Source organism: Pseudomonas sp. GW456-L12 (assembly GCF_059424045.1).
Window position 1 is genome coordinate 40530 of sequence record NZ_JBWKZA010000012.1, and the last position, 21730, is coordinate 62259.

The 21730-nt window shown below is 64.3% G+C and carries 20 protein-coding genes; 8 read left to right on the forward strand and 12 right to left on the reverse strand.

The features are described 5' to 3' along the window. Window positions 1-4: 4 nt before the first annotated feature. From AC07Y9_RS16795 to AC07Y9_RS16810, 4 genes are all read right to left on the reverse strand, one after another. Entirely contained in the window at window positions 5-481 is a 477-nt protein-coding gene (locus tag AC07Y9_RS16795) for a thioesterase family protein (RefSeq protein WP_102679135.1), read from the reverse strand. Between the two features lie 147 nt (window positions 482-628). Continuing rightward, the gene (locus tag AC07Y9_RS16800; RefSeq protein WP_102679136.1) at window positions 629-1594 is read right to left on the reverse strand and encodes an L-carnitine dehydrogenase; all 966 of its coding nucleotides are present in this window, start codon (window positions 1592-1594) and stop codon (window positions 629-631) included. 140 nt (window positions 1595-1734) lie between these two features. Beyond that, the gene (gene cdhC / locus AC07Y9_RS16805) at window positions 1735-2622 is read right to left on the reverse strand and encodes a 3-dehydrocarnitine:acetyl-CoA trimethylamine transferase CdhC (RefSeq protein ID WP_102679137.1); all 888 of its coding nucleotides are present in this window, start codon (window positions 2620-2622) and stop codon (window positions 1735-1737) included. A 73-nt stretch (window positions 2623-2695) separates the two neighbouring features. Beyond that, window positions 2696-3640, reverse strand: a complete 945-nt coding sequence (locus tag AC07Y9_RS16810) for a choline ABC transporter substrate-binding protein (RefSeq protein ID WP_102679138.1) — start codon at window positions 3638-3640, stop codon at window positions 2696-2698. 193 nt (window positions 3641-3833) lie between these two features. Here AC07Y9_RS16810 and AC07Y9_RS16815 point away from each other — a divergent pair, with 193 nt between their 5' ends. Further along, complete coding sequence (locus AC07Y9_RS16815) at window positions 3834-4781, forward strand: GlxA family transcriptional regulator (protein WP_102679139.1); 948 nt, start codon at window positions 3834-3836, stop codon at window positions 4779-4781. Window positions 4782-4881: 100 nt separating this feature from the next. Here AC07Y9_RS16815 and AC07Y9_RS16820 read toward each other — a convergent pair whose 3' ends face one another. The 4 genes from AC07Y9_RS16820 to AC07Y9_RS16835 all read right to left on the reverse strand — a co-directional run bounded on the left by AC07Y9_RS16820 (window position 4882) and on the right by AC07Y9_RS16835 (window position 6483). Next, complete coding sequence (locus AC07Y9_RS16820) at window positions 4882-5298, reverse strand: DUF3010 family protein (protein WP_102679140.1); 417 nt, start codon at window positions 5296-5298, stop codon at window positions 4882-4884. Window positions 5299-5331: 33 nt separating this feature from the next. Beyond that, complete coding sequence (locus AC07Y9_RS16825) at window positions 5332-5700, reverse strand: helix-turn-helix domain-containing protein (RefSeq protein WP_087089476.1); 369 nt, start codon at window positions 5698-5700, stop codon at window positions 5332-5334. Next, a complete protein-coding gene (locus AC07Y9_RS16830; protein ID WP_053262929.1) occupies window positions 5639-5893 on the reverse strand; it encodes a type II toxin-antitoxin system RelE family toxin in 255 nt (84 codons plus the stop codon). Before AC07Y9_RS16830 ends, AC07Y9_RS16825 begins: the two co-directional genes overlap by 62 nt. 188 nt (window positions 5894-6081) lie before the next feature. Continuing rightward, window positions 6082-6483 (reverse strand): lysozyme inhibitor LprI family protein, encoded by a 402-nt coding sequence (locus tag AC07Y9_RS16835; RefSeq protein ID WP_102679141.1) that lies wholly within the window; start codon window positions 6481-6483, stop codon window positions 6082-6084. Window positions 6484-6710: 227 nt separating this feature from the next. Between AC07Y9_RS16835 and AC07Y9_RS16840 the strand changes: the two genes are divergently transcribed. The 6 genes from AC07Y9_RS16840 to etfB all read left to right on the forward strand — a co-directional run bounded on the left by AC07Y9_RS16840 (window position 6711) and on the right by etfB (window position 14577). Further along, a complete protein-coding gene (locus AC07Y9_RS16840) occupies window positions 6711-7688 on the forward strand; it encodes a dipeptidase (RefSeq protein WP_007926352.1) in 978 nt (325 codons plus the stop codon). Window positions 7689-7850: 162 nt separating this feature from the next. Further along, window positions 7851-8381, forward strand: coding sequence for a DUF5943 domain-containing protein (locus AC07Y9_RS16845; protein ID WP_007926354.1), 531 nt, complete (start codon window positions 7851-7853; stop codon window positions 8379-8381). Window positions 8382-8396: 15 nt separating this feature from the next. Continuing rightward, a complete protein-coding gene (gene dgcA, locus AC07Y9_RS16850; RefSeq protein WP_007926356.1) occupies window positions 8397-10457 on the forward strand; it encodes a dimethylglycine demethylation protein DgcA in 2061 nt (686 codons plus the stop codon). A gap of 163 nt (window positions 10458-10620) precedes the next feature. Then, window positions 10621-12570, forward strand: a complete 1950-nt coding sequence (gene dgcB / locus AC07Y9_RS16855; protein WP_102679142.1) for a dimethylglycine demethylation protein DgcB — start codon at window positions 10621-10623, stop codon at window positions 12568-12570. After that, complete coding sequence (gene etfA, locus AC07Y9_RS16860; RefSeq protein WP_102679143.1) at window positions 12570-13790, forward strand: electron transfer flavoprotein subunit alpha; 1221 nt, start codon at window positions 12570-12572, stop codon at window positions 13788-13790. The genes dgcB and etfA overlap by 1 nt, the downstream gene beginning before the upstream one ends. Window positions 13791-13806: 16 nt before the next feature. Then, a complete protein-coding gene (gene etfB, locus AC07Y9_RS16865) occupies window positions 13807-14577 on the forward strand; it encodes an electron transfer flavoprotein subunit beta (protein ID WP_007926363.1) in 771 nt (256 codons plus the stop codon). 887 nt (window positions 14578-15464) lie between these two features. Here etfB and gbca read toward each other — a convergent pair. Further along, window positions 15465-16760 (reverse strand): glycine betaine monooxygenase oxygenase subunit, encoded by a 1296-nt coding sequence (gene gbca, locus AC07Y9_RS16870; RefSeq protein ID WP_102679144.1) that lies wholly within the window; start codon window positions 16758-16760, stop codon window positions 15465-15467. A 330-nt stretch (window positions 16761-17090) separates the two neighbouring features. Here gbca and gbcB point away from each other — a divergent pair, with 330 nt between their 5' ends. After that, the gene (gbcB, locus tag AC07Y9_RS16875; protein ID WP_007926368.1) at window positions 17091-18191 is read left to right on the forward strand and encodes a glycine betaine monooxygenase reductase subunit; all 1101 of its coding nucleotides are present in this window, start codon (window positions 17091-17093) and stop codon (window positions 18189-18191) included. A gap of 176 nt (window positions 18192-18367) precedes the next feature. Here the strand turns inward: gbcB and AC07Y9_RS16880 are convergent, their stop codons facing one another. The 3 genes from AC07Y9_RS16880 to AC07Y9_RS16890 form a co-directional block, all read right to left on the reverse strand. Then, window positions 18368-19192, reverse strand: a complete 825-nt coding sequence (locus AC07Y9_RS16880; protein ID WP_007926369.1) for an SDR family oxidoreductase — start codon at window positions 19190-19192, stop codon at window positions 18368-18370. Window positions 19193-19329: 137 nt separating this feature from the next. Then, entirely contained in the window at window positions 19330-20154 is an 825-nt protein-coding gene (locus tag AC07Y9_RS16885; RefSeq protein WP_102679145.1) for a nitrilase-related carbon-nitrogen hydrolase, read from the reverse strand. Then, complete coding sequence (locus AC07Y9_RS16890) at window positions 20151-21596, reverse strand: purine-cytosine permease family protein (RefSeq protein ID WP_102679146.1); 1446 nt, start codon at window positions 21594-21596, stop codon at window positions 20151-20153. Before AC07Y9_RS16890 ends, AC07Y9_RS16885 begins: the two co-directional genes overlap by 4 nt. Between the last annotated feature and the right edge of the window lie 134 nt (window positions 21597-21730).

The following is a 21730-nucleotide window of genomic DNA, read 5'->3' on the forward strand; positions in this document are numbered from 1 at the left end:
GCGGTTATTTTTCCGGCGGCAGGGCAATCACCCGACCGATCCAGGCGGGGGCGGGGAGGTCGGCCTGCTCGGCGGCGATGTCTCGCAGTCTGTTCAGCACCGGCTCGCTGAACGGCGCCGAACGCGGGCCGGCGAGGTCGACGTGGAGCAGCATCTGCTCGTTGCCGGCCAGTTCCAGGTCGTCACCGACCTTGTGCAGGCTGTGGTACAGGTGTAGGCGCTTGCGGTCGTGGCCGATGATTTGGGTGTGCACTTCGACCTCGGTATCGAGCTTCACTTCATGCAGGTAATTGAGGTGCAGTTCCAGGGTGAACAGCGAGTTGCCGCTGGCTTCGCGGTGGTTGCTGTCCATGCCCAGCTGGTCCATCAGGGCGTCGGTGGCGTAGCTGAAAATCAGCAGGTAGAAAGCGTCCCGCAGGTGGCCGTTGTAATCGACCCAGTCGGGGCTGATGCGGGTGGTGTAGGTGGTGAGTGCGGGCATGTCATGGGCTCACGAAAATGGCGGGCTGAACCTGTAGCCGCTGCCGAAGGCTGCGATCGGCTCCGCAGGAGACGCGCTCTTGCGGCCCCTGGAAGGCTCTTCGAGCCTTATCGCAGCCTGCGGCAGCGGCTACAGGGGACGTCAGGGTTACTCGCTGAAGCTCATGCCGTGTTTGGCCTTGGTGGTTTTAACCGCTTCGAGCACGGCGAGCAGGCAGTCATCACGATAGTGCTCCAACGCCGAAATGCTGTGGGTGCCGAGCTGCTCGGCGGTGCCTTCGACCACGTCGTCGATCAGCTTGTCGGTCAGCTCCGGGGCCGGCAGGTAGGTCCACGGCAGCTGCAGGGCCGGGCCGAACTGGGCCATGAAGTGGCGCATGCCGGCATCGCCCCCGGCCAGGGTGTAGGTCAGGAAAGTGCCCATGAACGACCAGCGCAGGCCGGCGCCGAAGCGGATCGCGTCGTCGATTTCGCCGGTGGTGGCGACGCCGTCGTTGACCAGGTGCAAGGCCTCGCGCCACAGCGCCTCCAAAAGACGGTCGGCGATAAAGCCCGGGACTTCCTTGCGCACATGCAGCGGGCGCATGCCGAGGGATTCATAGACCTTGATCGCGGCCTGCACGGCTTCTGGCGCGGTGTTCTTGCCGCCGACCACTTCCACCAGCGGCAGCAGGTACACCGGGTTGAACGGGTGGCCGACCACGCAGCGCTCCGGGTGGGTGGAACTCTCGTAGAACTCGCTCGGCAGCAGGCCGGAGGTGCTGGAGCCGATCAGCGCATTGGGCTTGGCCGCGGCGCTGATCTTGGCGTGCAGCTCGAGCTTCAGCTCCAGGCGTTCCGGGGCGCTTTCCTGGATGAAGTCGGCGTCTTTCACGCACTCCTCGATGGTCGCGACAAAGCGCAGGCGATCCTGGGACGCGCCCGCTGCCAGGCCCTGTTTCTCCAGGGCGCCCCAGGCATTGGCCACGCGCTTGCGCAGGGCCGCCTCGGCGCCGGGCGCCGGGTCCCAGGCCACCACGTCCAGGCCGTGGGCGAGGGCGCGCGATACCCAGCCGCTGCCGATGACACCGCTGCCCAGGGCGGCGAAGGTTTTGATCTCGGTGATAAAGCTCATGGTCATTTCCTGAAAGAGTTCACGGTCTTCCTGTAGGAGCGAGCTTGCTCGCGATGGCAATCTTCCAGACGCAGAAATTGCATCGGATGCAGCCATTTTTCGCGAGCAAGCTCGCTCCTACAGAAGAAGGGATATCGGGGTCAGCCGCGCTTGCGCAGGCCCATCTTGGCCCGGCCCTCGGCCGGGGTCAGGACGCGGGCGCCGAGGCGGCTGAGGATCTCGCCGGCGCGCTCCACCAACTGGCCGTTGGTCGCCAGTACGCCCTTGTCCAGCCACAGGTTGTCTTCCAGGCCGACCCGCACGTTGCCGCCCAGCAGCACCGCCTGCGCGGCCATCGGCATCTGCATGCGGCCGATACCGAAGCCGGCCCAGACCGCGCCGGCCGGCAGGTTGTCGACCATGGCCTTCATGGTGGTGGTGTCGGCCGGCGCACCCCAGGGAATGCCCAGGCACAGCTGGAACAGCGGGTCGTCCAGCAGGCCTTCCTTGATCATCTGCTTGGCGAACCACAGGTGGCCGGTGTCGAAGATTTCCAGCTCGGCCTTCACCCCCAGCTCCTGGATGCGCTTGGCGCCGGCGCGCAGTTGCGCCGGGGTGGACACGTAAATGGTGTCGCCGTCGCCGAAGTTCAGGGTGCCGCAGTCCAGGGTGCAGATTTCCGGCAGCAGTTCCTCGACGTGGGCCAGGCGGGTCAACGGGCCGACCAGGTCGGTATTGGGGCCGAACTCCATCGGGTTTTCGCCGGCGCCGATCTCCAGGTCGCCGCCCATCCCGGCGGTGAGGTTGACGATGATGTCGACGTCCGCCTCGCGGATACGCTCCATCACTTCGCGGTACAGCGCGACATCGCGGCTGAACTTGCCGGTGTCCGGGTTGCGCACGTGGCAGTGGACCACGGTGGCGCCGGCCTTGGCCGCTTCCACCGCGGCGGCGGCAATCTGTTTCGGGGTGACCGGCACGTGGGGGCTCTTGGCGGTCGTGTCGCCAGCACCGGTGAGTGCGCAGGTGATGATGACGTCGTGGTTCATGGTGCGGGTTCCTTACAGGCGTGGTGGGTCGCTGCGCAGCCGTTTGGCGCTGCGCAGAGGGAGTTCGGGGTGGTTATTGGCTGGTCAGTTTCAGGTTGTCGGCGGCCGGCTTGCCGTCGAAGGTGGTGACCCCTTGGAGCCAGCGCGCCTTGTCCTGCGGATGCTCGGCCAGCCATTGCCTGGCCGATTCCAGGGCGTCCTTGTGGTCGAGCAGCGGTTGCATCATGCGGCTCTCGTCCTCGGCGCTGAAGGTCAGGTTGCTCAGCAGCCGGCTGACATTCGGGCACTGCTCGGCGTAGGTCGGCGCGGTGACGGTCCACACCGTGGCCATGCCTTCGTTCGGGCCCAGGGCGTCGTCGCTGCCGGTGAGGTAGGTCATCTGCACATTGACGTTCATCGGGTGCGGCGCCCAGCCGAAGAACACCACGGCTTCCTTGCGTCGCACGGCGCGATCCACCGCCGCGAGCATGCCGGCCTCGCTGGATTCGACCAGCTGGAATTTGCCCAGGCCGAACTGGTTCTTGGTGATCATCGCCTTGATCTGGGTATTGGCGCCCGAGCCGGGCTCGATGCCGTAGATCTTGCCGCCCAGTTCCTTCTCGAACTTGGCGATGTCGGCGAAGGTTTTCAGGCCCTTGTCCGCCAGGTAGGTAGGCACGGCGAGGGTCGCGCGGGCATCCTTGAGGCTGGGCTCGGCCAGCACCTTGACCTGCTTGGCGTCGACGAAGGGGGTGATGGTCTGGGTCATCAGCGGGTTCCAGTAGCCGAGGAACAGGTCCAGGCGCTGGTCGCGGATGCCGGCGAAAATGATCTGCTGCGAGGCGCTGGTCTGCTTGGTCTTGTAGCCGAGGCCGTCGAGCAGTACCTGGGCCATGGCGCTGGTGGCGATCACGTCGGTCCAGTTGACCACGCCGAGGCGCACGTTCTGGCAGCTGGCGGCGTCGGCGGCCATGGCGCCGGAGCTGAGAAAGACGGTACCGCTGAGTGCAAGGACGCAACTGCTGATCAGTCGTTTCATGAAGGTTTCCTCGGCAGGTCGTTATTGTCGGTTCCCGCGTCTATGTGCGCCGGTGATGCCACGTTACGCAGCCGGCGGGCGCTGAAAACGCACAGCGGCGACCGGCTCTTGCACTGCAGCGACCTTCGTCTTGAACCCGGCGTGGAAACGGCGTATCACAGTGGCCACGCTGCCCGTCATCCGAGTGCGTTCCATGTCCCAGGATTTCTATTTCTTGCTGATGCCGGGCTTCTCGGCCATCGGGTTCATCTCGGCCATCGAGCCGCTGCGCGTGGCCAATCGCTTTCGCGGCGAGCTGTATCGCTGGCATGTGCTGAGCGCCGATGGCGGCGCGGTATTGGCGAGCAATGGCATGTCGGTCAACGCCGACGCGGCGCTGGAGCCGTTGAAGAAGGGCGCGACCCTGCTGGTGGTGGCCGGCTTCGAACCGTTGAAGTTCGTCACTCCGGCGCTGGTGCACTGGTTGCGCCGACTGGATGTGGAAGGCGTGACCCTGGGCGGCATCGACACTGGCAGCGTGGTCCTGGCGCAAGCCGGGCTGCTCGAAGGCCACCGCGTGACCCTGCACTGGGAAGCGATCGAGGCGTTCAAGGAGTCCTATCCGCAGATCAGCGTGACCCAGGAGCTGTTCGAGATCGACCGACGGCGCATCACCTCGGCCGGCGGCACCGCGTCCATCGACATGATGCTCGACCTGATCGGCCAGGCCCACGGCCCGGAGCTGGCGATCCAGGTCAGCGAACAGTTCGTGCTCGGGCGCATCCGTCCGCGCAAGGACCACCAGCGCATGGAAGTCGCCACCCGCTACGGCATCCGCAACAAGAAGCTGGTGCAGGTGATCGGCGAGATGGAACAGCACAGCGAGCCGCCCCTGAGCACCCTGCAGCTGGCCGAGTCGATCAAGGTCACCCGGCGTCAGCTCGAGCGCCTGTTCCGCCTGCACCTGAACGACACCCCGAGCAACTTCTACCTGGGGCTGCGCCTGGAAAAGGCCCGGCAACTGCTGCGCCAGACCGATATGAGCGTGCTGGAAGTCAGCATCGCCTGCGGCTTCGAATCACCCTCGTATTTCACCCGCAGCTATCGCGCCCGGTTTGCCCAGTGCCCGCGGGAAGACCGGCGCCAAAGCCAAAAGGCCTGAGCTGCCCGATTCTGTAGGAGCGCAGCTTGCTCGCGATGCAGGCAACACGTTGGGTCAGGCGGGCCGCCATCGCGGGCAAGCCTCGCTCCAGAGTCAGGGTTTATTTCTTCAGCAGGGCCGCACAGGCAGTTTTGTAGGCTTCATGCTGATACTTGTTCAGCGTCGCCGGCAGGTCGAAGTTGTGCTTTTTGTTCTGCGCATTGATGGTCTGCGGCGACAGCAGGGTCACCTCGCAGTTGTCCAGCAGTTGGAACACGCCTTCGATCTTGAAGGTGGTCGGGCCGCCGGCGAATTCGCCTTTTTTGCTGCGCTTCTTGATGGCGATGCGGCTGATGCCGTTGTCGCGGACGAAGGCGGCCACCTGGGCCGCGAAGGCTTTGACGTTGGCGGCTTCGTCATCGTCGTCCAGGGCGATTTTCTTGCAGGTGTTGGCCAGGTGTTGCGCCGTGCCGTCTTGCAGGGTGACCAGGGCGAAGATGGCTTCGCTGCCTTTGATTTCGATGCCGCAGATGCTCATGGGAAAACCTTTTCTCGATGAATGGCGTGCAGCTTACAGTTCCAGCTGGTCGGCGCGAATGCCGAAGGCCGCGGCGATCTTCTCGCGGGTGGCGCGGCGGGGCTTGGCGACGCTTTCCTGCTGGGCGAAGGCCGGCTGGGAAATGCCCAGGCGCCTGGCGACCTCGTCCTGGGTCAGGTGCAGGTGCTCGCGCCAGGCGCGGATCGGCGTGGCGCCGTCAACGATGCGGCTGACCACGTCATGGGGGATCAGGTCCGGCTCTTGGCGTTGCGCCACATAGTCCGCATAAGGGATCACCACGAACGCCGGCTTGCCGTCCGTGCCGTTGATGATCTGGATGTCAGTAGGTGCGTTCGTCACGTTTCTTGACCTCTTGAATACTGACCACTCTGATAGCGCCATCCCAGTCGAACAGGATTCGATAGCTGCCTACTCGCAGGCGGTAGGCATAGGCGTGACCGCTCAGCGCCTTGACGTTGCCGGTGTCGGGCATGTCGCCGAGCAAGGTCACCGCGTCGCGGATCTGTACCTGATGGGCGCTGTGCAATCGCAGCAGTTGTTTGACGGCCTTACGGGTCCACAGGATGCTGTTCATGAACGAATATAAGCCTTTTATAAGATTAATCAATATTTGCTTATATTCGCTCGCGGGCCAAGGCGAGAACCTTGTCCGGGTATTGCTCATGGCTTGTTACAGCCATGCTTCTGTAGGAGCAGGGGGGACGCCCAGTCCTTGCCCGCGATTGCGGTATTTCTGTTGTAGAAAAACTTGAGGGCGACTCGTTACTCCTGCCCGATCGACTCAAGAAATTCCGACCGTTCATCGCTCATGCGCGCCAGGCAATCGGCCTGGGCAATGGCGTAGGCCTTGCTGCCGGGTTTGGCGGGGAAGGTATCGACGGCGCAGTCGGCGTCGCGCTGTTTCTGCCACAGCTGCTGGGCGTTCTGCACCTTGGCGGTGACGTCGACCAACTGCGCCTTGTCGCTGCCGTATTGTGTGCCCAGGCGTTCGAGCAGGCCCTGCAGGTTGTCGCTCAGCAGTTGCTCGGCGGTGGTTTTGTTGAAGGTGGCGCATTCCAGAGTCTGTTGATCCTGTTCGACGCTGTCGCACGGGGAGTTGTCGGCCTCTTCAGCCGCCTGTGCGCCCGTCGCCAGCAGTGCCAAAGCCAGGAAGATCGATTTCATTGCGTCGCAGCCCCCTCTAATCCAGTGATGCGGCGGATTCTGGCCCATGCGCATGACAAAGAACAGATGGGGCAAGGGACGCCCGGCAGACCCTTTGTCGCGGATTGACGCTTTCGGCAATTCCCCTGTCGTTTTTGCACCCGGCTGCCCGGGCACCGAGGCATATGCTGACCCCAAAGCGCCGGCAGACGATTCGGCGCATGAATTGCCAATAAGGGGACTGCCTGATGAGCCCAGCCGAATTGCACGCCGACAGCATCGTTATCGACGGGCTGATCATTGCCAAGTGGAACCGTGAGCTGTTCGAAGACATGCGCAAGGGCGGCCTGACCGCAGCCAACTGCACCGTGTCGGTGTGGGAGGGCTTCCAGGCCACGGTCAACAACATCGCCTCCAGCCAGAAGCTGATCCGCGAGAACAGCGACTTGGTGATGCCAGTGCGCACCACCGCCGACATCCGCAAGGCCAAGGAACTGGGCAAGACCGGCATCCTGTTCGGCTTCCAGAATGCCCACGCCTACGAGGACCAGATCGGCTACGTCGAGGTGTTCAAGCAGCTGGGCGTGGGGATCGTGCAGATGTGCTACAACACCCAAAACCTGGTGGGTACCGGCTGCTACGAGCGCGATGGCGGCCTGTCGGGCTTCGGTCGCGAGATCGTCGCCGAGATGAACCGCGTCGGCGTCATGTGCGACCTGTCCCACGTCGGCTCCAAGACCTCCGAGGAAGTCATCCTCGAATCGAAAAAGCCGGTCTGCTACTCCCACTGCCTGCCGTCGGGCCTCAAGGAACACCCGCGCAACAAGTCCGATGAAGAGCTGAAGTTCATCGCCGACCACGGCGGTTTCGTCGGCGTGACCATGTTCGCGCCGTTCCTGGCCAAGGGCATCGACTCGACCATCGACGACTACGCCGAGGCCATCGAATACACCATGAACATCGTCGGCGAAGACGCCATCGGCATCGGCACCGACTTCACCCAGGGCCATGGCCAGGACTTCTTCGAATACCTGACCCACGACAAGGGCTACGCCCGTCGCCTGACCAACTTCGGCAAGATCATCAACCCGCTGGGCATCCGCACCGTGGGCGAGTTCCCCAACCTCACCGAGACCCTGCTCAAGCGCGGTCACTCCGAGCGTGTGGTGCGCAAGATCATGGGCGAGAACTGGGTGAACGTCCTCAAGGACGTCTGGGGCGAATAACGCCAACCCTCCACAGCACACACCTGTAGCCGCTGCCGAAGACTGCGATCGGCTCCGAAGGAGACGCGCTCCTGCGGCCCTCGGAAGGCTCTTCGAGTCTTATCGCAGCCTTCGCAGCGGCTACGGATGCACCAATCCAAAAGAATTCCGGAGTTTTGAAACATGGCCAAGATCGCCCCGCAACTGCCCATCGAAGTCGACAGCGAAACCGGTGTCTGGACCTCCGACGCCCTGCCGATGCTGTACGTGCCGCGTCACTTCTTCGTCAACAACCACATGGGCATCGAGGAAGTACTGGGCGCCGACGCCTACGCCGAGATCCTCTACAAGGCCGGCTACAAGTCCGCCTGGCACTGGTGTGAAAAAGAAGCCGAATGCCATGGTCTGGAAGGCGTCGCGGTGTTCGAGCACTACATGAAGCGCCTGTCGCAGCGCGGCTGGGGTCTGTTCAAGATCCAGGACATCGACCTCGACAAGGGCACCGCCAGCGTCAAGCTCGAACACTCGGCCTTCGTCTATGTGTACGGCAAGGTCGGGCGCAAGGTCGACTACATGTTCACCGGCTGGTTCGCCGGCGCCATGGACCAGATCCTGGCGGCCCGCGGCAGCAAGATCCGCACCGTCGCCGAACAGGTCTACGGCGGTTCCGAAGAAGGCCACGACGATGGCCTGTTCACCGTCAAGCCGTTGTAAGCGGAGTTAAGAAAAATGGCTTTCGAAGCGATGTTCCAGCCGATCCAGATCGGCAAACTGACCATCCGCAACCGGGTGCTCAGCACCGCGCACGCCGAGGTCTACGCCACCGATGGCGGCATGACCACCGACCGCTACGTGAAGTATTACGAAGAGAAAGCCAAGGGCGGTATCGGCCTGGCGATCTGTGGCGGTTCGTCCGTGGTGGCCATCGACAGCCCGCAGGAATGGTGGAGCTCGGTGAACCTGTCCACCGACCGCATCATTCCGCACTTCCAGAACCTGGCCGACGCCATGCACAAGCATGGCGCCAAGATCATGATCCAGATTACCCACATGGGCCGCCGCTCGCGCTGGGACGGTTTCAACTGGCCGACCCTGATGTCGCCGTCGGGCATCCGCGAACCGGTGCACCGCGCCACCTGCAAGACCATCGAGCCGGAAGAGATCTGGCGGGTGATCGGCAACTACGCCCAGGCCGCGCGCCGGGCCAAAGCCGGCGGCCTGGACGGCGTCGAGCTGTCCGCCGTGCACCAGCACATGATCGACCAGTTCTGGAGCCCGCGGGTCAACAAGCGGACCGACGAATGGGGCGGCAGCTTCGAAGGCCGGATGAAGTTCGGCCTGGAAGTGCTCAAGGCGGTGCGCGCCGAAGTCGGCGACGATTTCTGCGTGGGCATGCGTATCTGCGGTGACGAGTTCCACCCGGACGGCCTGTCCCACGAGGACATGAAGCAGATCGCCAAGTATTACGACGACACCGGCATGCTCGATTTCATCGGCGTCGTGGGTTCGGGTTGCGACACCCACAACACCCTGGCCAACGTGATTCCGAACATGAGTTATCCACCGGAGCCGTTCCTGCACCTGGCTGCCGGGATCAAGGAAGTGGTCAAGGTTCCGGTACTGCATGCGCAGAACATCAAGGACCCGAACCAGGCCACCCGTATCCTGGAAGGCGGCTATGTCGACATGGTCGGCATGACCCGCGCGCACATCGCCGACCCGCACCTGATCGCCAAGATCAAGATGGGCCAGGTCGACCAGATCAAGCAGTGCGTGGGCGCCAACTACTGCATCGACCGCCAGTACCAGGGCCTGGATGTACTGTGCATCCAGAACGCCGCGACCTCCCGTGAATACATGGGCGTGCCGCACATCATCGAGAAGTCCACCGGGCCGAAACGCAAGGTGGTGGTGGTCGGTGCCGGCCCGGCCGGCATGGAATCGGCGCGGGTGGCGGCCGAACGTGGCCACGACGTGACCCTGTTCGAGAAGAAAGAGGCCATCGGCGGGCAGATCACCACTGCGTCGAAAGCGCCGCAGCGCGACCAGATCGCCGGCATCACCCGCTGGTATCAGCTGGAGCTGGCGCGCCTGAAGGTCGACCTGCGCCTGGGCACCGCGGCCGATGCCGAGACCATCCTCGACCTGCGTCCGGACATCGTGGTGCTGGCCGTCGGCGGGCATCCGTTCCTTGAGCAGAACGAGCACTGGGGCGCCGCCGAAGGGCTGGTGGTCAGCAGCTGGGACGTGCTCGACGGCAAGGTCGCGCCGGGCAAGAACGTGCTGGTCTACGACACCATCTGCGAGTTCACCGGCATGTCGGTGGCCGACTTCCTCGCCGACAAGGGCAGCCAGGTCGAGATCGTCACCGACGACATCAAGCCGGGTGTGGCCATCGGCGGTACGTCGTTCCCGACCTACTACCGCAGCATGTACCCCAAGGAAGTGATCATGACCGGCGACATGATGCTGGAAAAGGTCTACCGCGAAGGCGACAAGCTGGTGGCGGTGCTGGAGAACGAATACACCGGCGCCAAAGAGGAGCGGGTGGTCGACCAGGTGGTGGTGGAGAACGGCGTGCGGCCCGACGAAGCGATCTACTACGCGCTCAAGGAAGGCTCGCGCAACAAGGGCCAGGTCGACGTCGAAGCGCTGTTCGCGATCAAGCCGCAGCCTTCGTTGAGCCAGGCGGGCGACGGTTATCTGCTGTTCCGCATCGGTGACTGCGTGGCGCAGCGCAACACCCACGCGGCCATCTATGACGCCCTGCGGATCTGCAAGGATTTCTAAGCGCTTGTGGATAACCCTGTAGGAGCGAGGCTTGCCCGCGAAGACGTACTGACATTCACCATGGATGTCGGCAGATCCATTGCTTTCGCGGGCAAGCCTCGCTCCTACAGAGGACGAGCAAGTCATCCAGGTAGTTAAGCCCGAGGTCTTTGGGAGCTCCACCATGTTGAACACCCTTCTTCCCATCCTGCTGTTCGCAGCCATCGGCCTGGCTGTCCTGGGCGCGTTGCGGCGGGTGGCCATGTGGCGCCGGGGCCGTGCGTCCAAGGTCGACCTGATCGGCGGCCTGCTGGCCATGCCCAAGCGCTACATGGTCGACCTGCACCATGTGGTGGCGCGGGACAAATACATCGCCAACACCCACGTGGCCACGGCCGGCGGCGCGGTGGCGTCCATCGTGCTGGCGATCCTGGTGCATGGTTTCGGCCTGCATAACCGCATCCTCGGCTACGCCTTGCTGCTGATGTCGGCGGTGATGTTCGTCGGTGCGATCTTCGTTTACCTGCGCCGTCGCAACCCGCCGGCGCGCTTGTCGAAAGGCCCGTGGATGCGCCTGCCGAAAAGCCTGCTGGCATTCTCGGCGTCGTTCTTCCTGGTGACCCTGCCGGTGGCCGGGATCCTCCCGGAAAACTTCGGTGGCTGGGTATTGGCCGCGATCCTCGGCATCGGTGTGTTGTGGGGCGTGTCCGAGCTGTTCTTCGGCATGACCTGGGGCGGTCCGATGAAGCACGCCTTCGCCGGTGCCCTGCACCTGGCCTGGCACCGCCGCGCCGAACGCTTCGGTGGCGGCCGCTCCACCGGCCTCAAGCCGCTGGACCTGGAAGACCCGAACGCGCCGCTGGGGGTGGAAAAACCCAAGGATTTCACCTGGAACCAACTGTTGGGCTTCGACGCCTGCGTGCAGTGCGGTAAATGCGAAGCCGCGTGCCCGGCCTTTGCCGCCGGCCAGCCGCTGAACCCGAAAAAGCTGATCCAGGACTTGGTCGTTGGCCTGGCTGGCGGTACTGACGCCAAGTTCGCTGGCAGCCCGTATCCCGGCAAAGCCATTGGCGAACACAGCGGCAATCCGCACCAGCCAATCGTCAACGGCCTGGTGGACGCCGAGACCCTGTGGTCCTGCACCACCTGCCGCGCCTGCGTCGAGGAATGCCCGATGATGATCGAGCACGTCGATGCCATCGTCGACATGCGCCGTCACCTGACCCTGGAAAAGGGCGCCACCCCGAACAAGGGCGCCGAAGTCCTGGAAAACCTGATCGCCACCGACAACCCGGGCGGTTTCGCGCCGGGCGGGCGGATGAACTGGGCGGCGGACCTCAACCTGGCGCTGCTCGGCGAGAAGAAAACCACCGACGTGCTGTTCTGGGTCGGCGACGGCGCCTTCGACATGCGCAACCAGCGCACCCTGCGCGCCTTCGTCAAAGTGCTGAAAGCGGCCAAGGTCGACTTCGCGGTGCTGGGCCTGGAAGAACGCGACAGCGGCGACGTGGCCCGGCGCCTGGGCGACGAGGCGACCTTCCAGCTGCTGGCCAAGCGCAATATCCAGACCCTGGCCAAGTACAGCTTCAAGCGCATCGTCACCTGCGACCCCCACAGTTTCCATGTGCTGAAAAACGAATACGGCGCCCTCGGCGGCGAGTACGTGGTGCAGCACCACAGCACCTATATGGCCGAACTGATTAGCGCTGGCGCCCTGAACCTGGGCCAGCACAAAGGCAACAGCGTGACCTATCACGACCCGTGCTACCTGGGCCGCTACAACGGCGAGTACGAGGCGCCGCGCGAGGTCCTGCGCGCCCTGGGGATCGAGGTCAAGGAAATGCAACGCTCCGGTTTCCGCTCGCGCTGCTGCGGCGGTGGCGGCGGCGCGCCGATCACCGACATTCCGGGCAAGCAGCGGATCCCTGACATGCGCATGGACGACATCCGCGAAACCGGCGCCGAGCTGGTGGCCGTGGGTTGTCCACAGTGCACCGCGATGCTCGAAGGCGTGGTCGAACCACGACCTCTGATCAAGGACATCGCCGAACTGGTGGCCGACGCCTTGCTCGAAGACGCCGCGCCTGGCAAGCCGGTGACCCCGGCCAAACGTGAACCTGCGGAGGCCCACTGATGAGCGACATTATCCGCCGCGATCCGCGGGCCGAATGGATCGCCCGTAACCGCCTGCACCCGCTGCACGCGGCCATGCAGCCGGCGCAGCACAGCTGGATGGGGCCCAACGGCATCCTCCGCAAGAACCCCCACGGGATCGGTTTCATCGGCCCCAACGGTATCAAGCGCATCGACCGCAGCGGCGCCCAGCAGGGCGGGGCGGTCAAGCGCAGCGCCGCGGTCGAAGTCCAGCTGCCGCTGCATCAGGTGGCGCAGCCGGCGTTCTACATCAGCGTGGTGCCGGACATGGTTGGCGGCCGCCTGAGCAGCCACGACCGCGACCTGCTGGGCCTGGCCCATCAGCTGGCCGGCAAGGACGGCGCGGTGCTGGCGGTGGTGTTCGGCGAGCACAAGGAAAACGCCTTCGCCACGGCCGGCGTCGACCGCCTGCTGGTGCTCGAAGGCAACGAATTCAGCGGTTATGCACCGGAACAGCGAGTCCAGGGCCTGCGGGCTGTGGATAACCAGTTCAGCCCACGCCACTGGTTGCTGCCCGACAGCCGCACCGGTGGCGGCGAACTGGGCCGGCGTTTTGCCGCGGCCCTGGGCGAACGCCCGGCCACGCGGGTCTGGCAGGTCAAGGACGCGCAATGCATCGGCCGCGCCGGTGCCGGCCTGCAGGACCTGGCTCGACCGCTGGCGCGCTTGATCCTGGCCGCTGCCGAATGCGCGGAGCCGGTCAGTGAAACCCGCCACGAAGCCCTGCCGGTGGAGTTATCCACAACGGTGGCGCGCAGCCTGGCGCGAATCGAGGATCTGGGCGCGGTGGCGGTGGACCCGGCGGCGATTCCCATGGCCGAGGCCGAATTCATTTTCTCTGGCGGCAACGGGGTCAAGGACTGGGAGCTGTTCCACAAAACCGCCGCGGCCCTGGGCGCCACCGAAGGCGCGTCGCGGGTGGCGGTGGACGATGGCTTCATGGCCCGTGACCGTCAGGTCGGCGCCTCGGGCACCTGGGTCACAGCCCGGGTGTACGTGGCGGTGGGGATTTCCGGGGCGATCCAGCACCTGCAGGGCATCGGTGCCTGCGACAAGGTGGTGGCGATCAACCTCGATCCGGGCTGCGACATGATCAAACGCGCCGACCTGTCGGTGATTGGCGAAAGCGCCGAGCTGCTTCAAGCCTTGATCGCGGCGGTAGAGGCCTACCGCAACGGCGCCAAGCGCGATGCGGCTTAAGGGAAGGACAGAGCTTATGAGTACCAATGTGATCAGCCTGGTGTCCATCGGCGCCCACCCGACTTCCGGCCGGCCCCGGCGCGCCGAGCAGGATGCGCGGGCGGTCGAGCTGGGGCTGCAACTGGCCGGGGACAGGCTGCAGGTGCTGCACGCCGGCGATATTGCCGAGCCGGCCCTGCGCGCGTACCTGGGCATGGGCCTGGAACAGATGCACGTGCTGGAGCAGTCGGCCGGTGCCGATGCGCTGCCGGCGCTGACCGATTATCTGCGCGATGCCGGGGCGCAAGTGGTGCTCACCGGCAGCCAGGCGGAAACCGGCGAAGGTTCGGGCATGCTGCCGTTCCTGCTGGCGGAAAACCTCGGCTGGCCGCTGGTGGTGGGCCTGGCCCAGGTGGAATCCATCGACGGCGGCGTGGCCCTGGTGCTGCAAGCCCTGCCGCGCGGCCAGCGCCGTCGGCTGAAGGTGCGCCTGCCGTTCCTCGCCACTGTGGATAACGCCGCGCCCAAGCCACGGCAGAGCGCCTACGGCCCGGCCCGGCGTGGGCTGCTGCAGGCGCGGCAGGTGGAAGTGCTCGACGATGAGTTATTCACCAGCGCCACCCTGCAACCGGCCAAACCGCGGCCCAAGCGCCTGAAAGTGATCAAGGCCAAGAGCGGCGCCGACCGCATGAAAGCCGCGACCGCCAAAGCCAGCGGCGGTGGCGGCCAGGTGCTCAAGGGCGTCAGCGCCGAAGCCGGGGCCGAGGCCATCCTCAAGCTGCTGATCGAAGAAGGCGTGGTCCGCTAGGGTCGGGCCAGCCGTTGTACCGTTATCGCGAGCAAGCTCGCTCCTACAGGGATGTGTGAGTCCCATGTAGGAGCGAGCTTGCTCGCGATAAATCCTCCAAACGCCACATACCCCACGGTTACCCACAATCCCTGTGCGCGCCTCTGTGGATAAGATGTTCGTCCCTCTCTGCAAGCCTCGCCAATCAAGCGCTACAGCGCGTTGTACGAAAAACGATCAAGCTAAGTCGAGGTTTTTCTGAAGGTTTTTCTGTGGATAAGGAATTCCCTCGGTCCTCTGCCGCTGTCGAGTTGCCCCCAAAGTCTGTTGGCCTCTTTGTGGATAAGATGTTCGCTCTCCGCTGAGAGCCTTATAAACAATGGTCTGCAGAGGTCTGATCAAAAAACAGGCAAATCCGCAGTTTTGCCCCGCCGACGGCCCTGAAGCCTTGATATTTCGCGCTATTCGGCGGTTTTCCACAGCTCGCGACCCTTGGCCGCAAAGTTGCCCCCAAAGTCTGTTGGCGCTTCTGTGGATAAGGTGTTTGCCTTCATCTGCGGGCCTTTAAATACATGGCTTGCAGAGCGTTGTTCAAAAAATGATCAAAGCCTTGTGGAAAAGGCCTTTCCGGATAAGTCACGGATTTTCTTCAGGTTCTGCCAGTGGATCCGCCGGCTGAAAGCCGAGTTGCCCACATTTGCTGTGGGTGGAGGTGTGGATAACTTGTTCGCGGAAGGCTGGGAGCCTTGTCGGCCATGGCCGGGAGGGATTCCGATCAAAAAACGTACAGCAAGCTTGCCCCCGTAGGAGCGAAGCTTGCTCGCGATGAACGCTAACGCGGTGGTTCGGGTGCACCGTGTCGCGGCCTTCGCGGGCAAGCCTCGCTCCTACAGAAGCCCAGCCCGGGATCAGCCGTGAACCGGCACGCCCTTGAGGTACGGAGCCGGTTCGGCGCCGAGGTTGCTCAGCATGCGCTCGCTGTACCAGTCCACGAAGTTGACCACGCCGAACTCGTAGGTCTTGGAGTACGGGCCTGGCTGGTAGGCGGTGGAGTTGATGCCGCGCTGGTTTTCTTCGGCCAGGCGACGGTCCTGGTCGTTGGTGGCATCCCACACCTGGCGCATGCGCGCGACGTCGTAGTCCACGCCTTCGACCGCGTCCTTGTGCACCAGCCACTTGGTGGTGACCATGGTTTCCTGGGCGCTGATCGGCCACACGGTGAACACGATGATGTGGTCGCCCATGCAGTGGTTCCACGAGTGCGGCAGGTGCAGGATGCGCATCGAACCCAGGTCGGGGTTCTTGATCCGGCCCATCAGCTTGGCGCAGCCCTGCTTGCCGTCCATGGTCATGGACACGGTGCCCTTGAGCAGCGGCATGCGCACGATGCGGTTGCGCAGGCCGAAGCTGGCGTGGGCATAAGGGATCTTCTCGGCTTCCCAGGCGGCAGCCGAGGCGGCCACGTGGTCCTTGAACGCCTGGTCGGCGCGCGGGTCGGTGACGTCGTCCCACTCCAGCAGGGTCTTCAGCAGTTCCGGGTGCGAACCGCCGCAGTGGTAGCACTCGCGGTTGTTTTCCAGCACCAGTTTCCAGTTGGCCTTTTCCATCAAGGTGGTCTGCACCGCCACCTTGGTGTTCTCCATGTCGTAGGGTTCCATGTAGTGCGTCAGGGTCGCCAGGAAGTCATCGATGGCCGGCGGGTTCTCGGCCAGCGAGATGAAGATGTAGCCACCGGCGGTCTTCACGTTCACTGGCTTGAGGCCGTACTGCTTCATGTCGAAGTCGGCGCCCATCTCGGTGCCGGCGAACAGCAGGCGACCGTCCAGCTCGTAGGTCCACTGGTGGTAGTGGCAGACCAGCTTGGCGACCTTGCCCTTGTCGCTGGTGCACAGGCGCGAACCGCGGTGGCGGCAGACGTTATGGAAGGCGTGGACCACGCCGTCGGCGCCACGGATCACGATGATCGGGTTCTTGCCGACCTGCAGGGTCATGTAGTTGCCCTTGGTCGGAATCTCGCAGGTCATGCCGGCGATCAGCCATTCCTTCTGGAAGATCTCCTGCATATCGATATCGAACAGGCGCTCGTCGCAGTAGAACGGCTGCGGCAGGGAAAAGGTCCGCTCGCGTTCTTGGAGCATTTGCGCGGTGGCCTTGCGTGCGGGTTCCATCGGATCGCCCAGGCTCAGGGTTGCGGTGACGTCCATCGTTTTGGTCCTCATGGCCATCTGTGTGGCCGGCGAAAGTGGCAGTGTGGCCGGTGTAACGGGCTTGCTCCGCACAAGCCCGTCACACCGGCCACGGTTACGACGCAAGGCTGAAAAATCAGCGGTTCTCAGTTGAGGCGAGTGTGGGGCCGGCGCGGCCCGGAACCTTATCCATGGGCGACATGGCCCAATCTGTTCCCGACGCGCAAGCCCCGGTGGTTGGGGGCTGGTCGCGATAAGTATGTGAATGTCGCAGATAGGTAAATGGGCGTTTATGGGCCTGCGCACAATCGCCACCATAAAGGCCGGCAGTCGGCCGTGGAGATCAGCATGTCCAACAACTTCCTGAACCCGGTAACCACCCAGACCTGGGCCAATGGCCGACACATCGTCCGTTGCGTCAAAGTCATCCAGGAAACCTGGGACGTGCGCACCTTCTGTTTCATGGCCGACCAGCCGATCATGTTCTTCTTCAAGCCGGGGCAGTTCGTCACCCTGGAGCTGGAGATCGAAGGTCAGCCGATCATGCGTTCCTACACCATTTCCAGCTCGCCCTCGGTGCCATACAGCTTCTCGGTGACCATCAAGCGCGTCCCGGGCGGCAAGGTCTCCAACTGGCTGCACGACACCCTGCACGAAGGCCAGGAGCTGGCGGTGCACGGGCCGGTGGGGCTGTTCAACGCCATCGACTTCCCAAGCCCGAAAGTCCTGTACCTCAGCGGCGGCGTCGGCATCACCCCGGTGATGTCCATGGCGCGCTGGTTCTACGACACCAACGGCAATGTCGATATGGTGTTCATCCACAGCGCCCGTTCGCCGAAGGACATCATCTATCACCGCGAGCTGGAGCACATGGCGTCGCGGATCGACAACTTCAGCCTGCACCTGATCTGCGAGAAACACGGCCTGGGCGAGCCCTGGGCCGGTTATCGCGGCTACCTGAACCACAAGATGCTGGAGCTGATGGCGCCGGACTTCCTCGAACGCGAGGTGTTCTGCTGCGGCCCGACGCCGTACATGAACGCGGTCAAGCGCCTGCTCGAAGCCAGCGGCTTCGACATGTCGCGCTACCACGAGGAATCCTTCGGCGCGACGCCGGCGGAAGCCCGTGCCGACGCCGTGGAACAGGCCGAGCAGGCCGCCGAGGCGCCGGAAATTGACGTCGCCGACCTGCACCAGGTGGAGTTCACCGCTTCCGGCAAGAGCATCCGCGTGGCGCCGGGCGAGACCGTCCACGCCGCCGCGGCCAAGCTCGGCCTGATGATCCCCAAGGCCTGCGGCATGGGCATCTGCGGCACCTGCAAGGTGCTCAAGCTGGGCGGTGAAGTGGAGATGGACCACAACGGTGGGATCACCGAGGAAGACGAAGCCGAAGGCTACATCCTGTCCTGCTGCAGCGTGCCGAAGGGGGATGTGCGGGTCGAGTATTGAGCGTCGGACCGGTAACCCGTAGCCGCTGCCGAAGAATGAGGCTGCGATCGGTTGCGTAGCAACCGTGAACCCGGAACTCTCGGTGCTTCTGACCTATCGAGGGGCTGGGTTTGCGACTGCTTTGCAGTCGATCGCAGCCTCGTACCTCGGCAGCGGCTACAGATTGATCCGCTCGCTCAATCGATAAACAGATCCGTCATCAGCGTTTCGCTGCTGTCGGGATCGAAGCGGTAATGGGCGAAGTCGCTCACCCCCTGTTCGCGCAGTATTTCTTCGTCGATCAGCAAGCGCCCGGTGATGCGGCGCTGGCTGCTGGAAAGGATCGCGTGGGCCGCATCGGCCATGATTGCCGGCGTGCGCGCATGCTTGAACGACTCGCGCGAACCCAGCTGGAACTCGATGGCGGCCGTGGCGATCATGGTCTGCGGCCACAGCGAGTTGACGCTGATGCCGTAGTTCTTGAATTCCTCGCTCATGCCCAGGGTCAGCATGCTCATGCCGTACTTGGTCACGGTGTAGGGGCTGTACTGGGCGAACCATTTGCTCGCCAGGTTCAGTGGCGGCGACAGGTTGAGGATGTGCCCACCGCTGGTTTTCAGGTAGGGCAGGGCCGCCTGGCTGCACAGCAGCACGGCGCGGGTGTTGATCTGGTGCATCAGGTCGAAGCGCTTGAGCTCGATGTGCTGCACCCCGGTCAGCTTGATCGCCCCGGCATTGTTGACCAGCGCATCGATGCCGCCGAACTGCTCGGCGGCCTTGGCCAGGGCCTGGCGCACCGTCTCTTCGTCACGCACGTCCACCTGCAACGCCAGGGCCTTGCCGCCCGCCGCCTCGACTTCGCGGGCCACGCTGAAGATGGTGCCGGGCAGCTTGGGATGGGGGTCGGCGCTTTTCGCCGCGATCACGATATTGGCCCCGTCCCGCGCCGCCCGCAGGGCGATTTCACGGCCGATGCCACGACTGGCGCCGGTGATGAACAGGGTCTTGCCTTGTAAGGACATGGATGCGCTCCTGATTATTGTCGTTATCCGAGCGGGTACAGCGGCTCGCCAGACAATCTAGTTCATGTCTGGCGGCGCGTGCGGATCAGGGGCGAAAAGGCGAAGGGCCGCGAGCGTTGCCCGCGGTCGGGGAGGGCTCAGTACAGCGCCGGGCGGCGGTCCAGATGCACGTGGTTGTGGGCGCTTATGTGCTTGTGCTGGGCGTCCGCCAGGGGCAGCTCCGCCAATAGCAGTTGCTGCTGGGGATGACGGGCGCTGCCGGCCAACGGATAACCGTCGGCGTCGACAATCAGTGAGCCACCGACCCAGGCCACGCCACGCTCGTCGCCGCAGCGGTCGCAGGCGGCGATGAACATGCGGTTGACCGCGGCGTTGGCCTGGACCCGGACCATTTCCGCCGGGCGTTCGCCCGCCGGACGCGGCCCGTCCGGCCAGTTGACCGGGGCGCAGAGCAGGGCGGCGCCGGCCAGCGCGGGCAGGCGCACCCATTCCGGGAACTCCAGGTCGTAGCAGATCAGCATCGCGATCGCGCCAAAGCGGGTCTCCACCACCGGCGGCGGTTGGTCGCCGACAGTGAACACAAGCTTTTCCCGGTCCCACAGATGGGCCTTGCGATACACCGTCACCCGCCCCTCGGGCTCGACCAGCGCGGCGCTGTTGGCCACTTGCCCGGCATTCAGGCGCTCGCAGAAACCGCCGACGATCACCACCTGCAGCTCTGCGGCCAGGGCCTTCCACAGGGTCAGCGTCGGCCCGTCGAGGGCCTCGGACAGTGCCAGCGCCTCCTGCCGATCGGTGAACACGTAACCGCTTTGCACCAGTTCCGGCAGCACCACTACCTGGGCGCCCTGGGCAGCGGCCTGGCGAATGGCCCGCTGGCCCAGCTCGCGGTTGTAGTCGAGCGCGCCCACCCGTGGGGCGATCTGCTGGCAGGCGACTTTCAGGGTATGCGGTCCAGTCATTGGCCGGCTCCTTCCAGTTGGCGTTCGCTGGCCTGGATCGCCAGGCGCTCGGCGTCCAGGTCCAGGCCACGGGTCAGCGCCCAGTAGGCCACGCCGGCCACGGCCAGGCCGATGACAAAGGCAATGTCCGCGCCCTCCAGCGACCGGGCCACCGGGCCCTGGTAGAAGCTCAGGGACATGAACGGAATCATCGCGACCAGGCCGAGGAAATAGGCGATGAGCCCGGGCATGGCCCAGCGGCCATAGATGCCGGCCGGGTTGAAGATGTCGCTGATGGCGTAGTGACCTTTGCGCACCACGTAGAAGTCCGCCAGGTTGACCGCGGTCCAGGGCACCAGGAAATATAGCATCAGCAGCACGAAGGTGTTGAAGCTCGCCAGGTAGCTGTCGGGAATGTTCATGGCGATCAGGAAGATCACCACCGCCACCAGGGCGATGCCCACCACCCGGCTCTTGAGGTTCGGCTGGATCTGCAGGAAGCCGTCGATGGCGCTGATGCCGGTGAGCATCGCGCCGTAGCAGTTGACCGCCATGATGCCGACCAGGGCGGGCACGGCGATCAGCACGGTAAAGGTGCCGAAGCCCGGGATCATCTGGTTGCCGACTTCGCGGACGCTGCCGATGGCGTCCGGCGACGGCAGGGCGGAGGCGAGGAAGGCGCCCAGGGACATCAGCCACAGCGCCGAGCCCGCGGCGCCCAGGTAGGTCCAGAAAATCACCTGGCGCGACGAGGTCTTGTGCGGCAGGTAGCGCGAATAGTCCGAGACATACACCGAGTAGCTGATCTGGTAGCCGGCGGCCGCCGACAGCTGGATCAGGAACGCCGACCAGGAGAAGTGCGCATCGGCCACGGCGGCGTCGGCCTGCAGGGTCATCAGCGCGCTGATGGTCAGCACGGTGAACACGCTGATCATGATGTAGGTCAGCCAGCGCTGCACGGCGTGCAGCAGGTCATGCCCGACCACGGCGATGATCACCGCGAGGATGATCATCAGGCTGTACCAGGGCGCCCGCGCGCCGGGCACCACGGTGTTGATGGCGTCGGTGGCGAGGATCACGTTGAACACGTTGAAGCCGATGTAGACGAAGACCACCGCGGTAAAGGGCACGATGGCCCCGCGCAGGCCGAATTGCGCCCGCGACTGGATCATCTGCGGCAGGCCCATGCGCGGGCCCTGGTTGGCGTGGAAGGCCATGCAGAAGGTGCCCAGGCACACGCCGATGACGATGGCCAGGATCGAATAGTGCAGGCTCAGGCCGAGGGCGGCGCCGGTGAAGCCGGTGACCATGGTGGTCAGGACGAAGTTGCCGGTGAACCAGAACGGACCCTGGTGCCAGACCTTGCCGTGGCGCTCGTGGCGCGGCACGTAGTCGATGGAGCGGGTTTCGATCTTGAGGCTGGGGGACGGGGCTTTTTCCGTTGCCGCGGGCAGGCTGGTCATGGGGCAGTGCCTTGTTTTTATAAATTGACCCCGGAGTCTCGGATATACGCCTGTGATGTTGAATCAGTGGAGGGAAATAATCAGTTCAGGAATTTGTGAACTGATGTCACGCAGCGCCGGCCCACCGCTCCCGA

Bases quoted from the DNA above. Each gene is read 5' to 3' on its own strand.
- AC07Y9_RS16795 (WP_102679135.1), bottom strand. From the start codon at position 481: ATGCCCGCACTCACCACCTACACCACCCGCATCAGCCCCGACTGGGTC.
- AC07Y9_RS16800 (WP_102679136.1), bottom strand. From the start codon at position 1,594: ATGAGCTTTATCACCGAGATCAAAACCTTCGCCGCCCTGGGCAGCGGT.
- cdhC (WP_102679137.1), bottom strand. From the start codon at position 2,622: ATGAACCACGACGTCATCATCACCTGCGCACTCACCGGTGCTGGCGAC.
- AC07Y9_RS16810 (WP_102679138.1), bottom strand. From the start codon at position 3,640: ATGAAACGACTGATCAGCAGTTGCGTCCTTGCACTCAGCGGTACCGTC.
- AC07Y9_RS16815 (WP_102679139.1), top strand. From the start codon at position 3,834: ATGTCCCAGGATTTCTATTTCTTGCTGATGCCGGGCTTCTCGGCCATC.
- AC07Y9_RS16820 (WP_102679140.1), bottom strand. From the start codon at position 5,298: ATGAGCATCTGCGGCATCGAAATCAAAGGCAGCGAAGCCATCTTCGCC.
- AC07Y9_RS16825 (WP_087089476.1), bottom strand. From the start codon at position 5,700: ATGGCGCTATCAGAGTGGTCAGTATTCAAGAGGTCAAGAAACGTGACG.
- AC07Y9_RS16830 (WP_053262929.1), bottom strand. From the start codon at position 5,893: ATGAACAGCATCCTGTGGACCCGTAAGGCCGTCAAACAACTGCTGCGA.
- AC07Y9_RS16835 (WP_102679141.1), bottom strand. From the start codon at position 6,483: ATGAAATCGATCTTCCTGGCTTTGGCACTGCTGGCGACGGGCGCACAG.
- AC07Y9_RS16840 (WP_007926352.1), top strand. From the start codon at position 6,711: ATGAGCCCAGCCGAATTGCACGCCGACAGCATCGTTATCGACGGGCTG.
- AC07Y9_RS16845 (WP_007926354.1), top strand. From the start codon at position 7,851: ATGGCCAAGATCGCCCCGCAACTGCCCATCGAAGTCGACAGCGAAACC.
- dgcA (WP_007926356.1), top strand. From the start codon at position 8,397: ATGGCTTTCGAAGCGATGTTCCAGCCGATCCAGATCGGCAAACTGACC.
- dgcB (WP_102679142.1), top strand. From the start codon at position 10,621: ATGTTGAACACCCTTCTTCCCATCCTGCTGTTCGCAGCCATCGGCCTG.
- etfA (WP_102679143.1), top strand. From the start codon at position 12,570: ATGAGCGACATTATCCGCCGCGATCCGCGGGCCGAATGGATCGCCCGT.
- etfB (WP_007926363.1), top strand. From the start codon at position 13,807: ATGAGTACCAATGTGATCAGCCTGGTGTCCATCGGCGCCCACCCGACT.
- gbca (WP_102679144.1), bottom strand. From the start codon at position 16,760: ATGGACGTCACCGCAACCCTGAGCCTGGGCGATCCGATGGAACCCGCA.
- gbcB (WP_007926368.1), top strand. From the start codon at position 17,091: ATGTCCAACAACTTCCTGAACCCGGTAACCACCCAGACCTGGGCCAAT.
- AC07Y9_RS16880 (WP_007926369.1), bottom strand. From the start codon at position 19,192: ATGTCCTTACAAGGCAAGACCCTGTTCATCACCGGCGCCAGTCGTGGC.
- AC07Y9_RS16885 (WP_102679145.1), bottom strand. From the start codon at position 20,154: ATGACTGGACCGCATACCCTGAAAGTCGCCTGCCAGCAGATCGCCCCA.
- AC07Y9_RS16890 (WP_102679146.1), bottom strand. From the start codon at position 21,596: ATGACCAGCCTGCCCGCGGCAACGGAAAAAGCCCCGTCCCCCAGCCTC.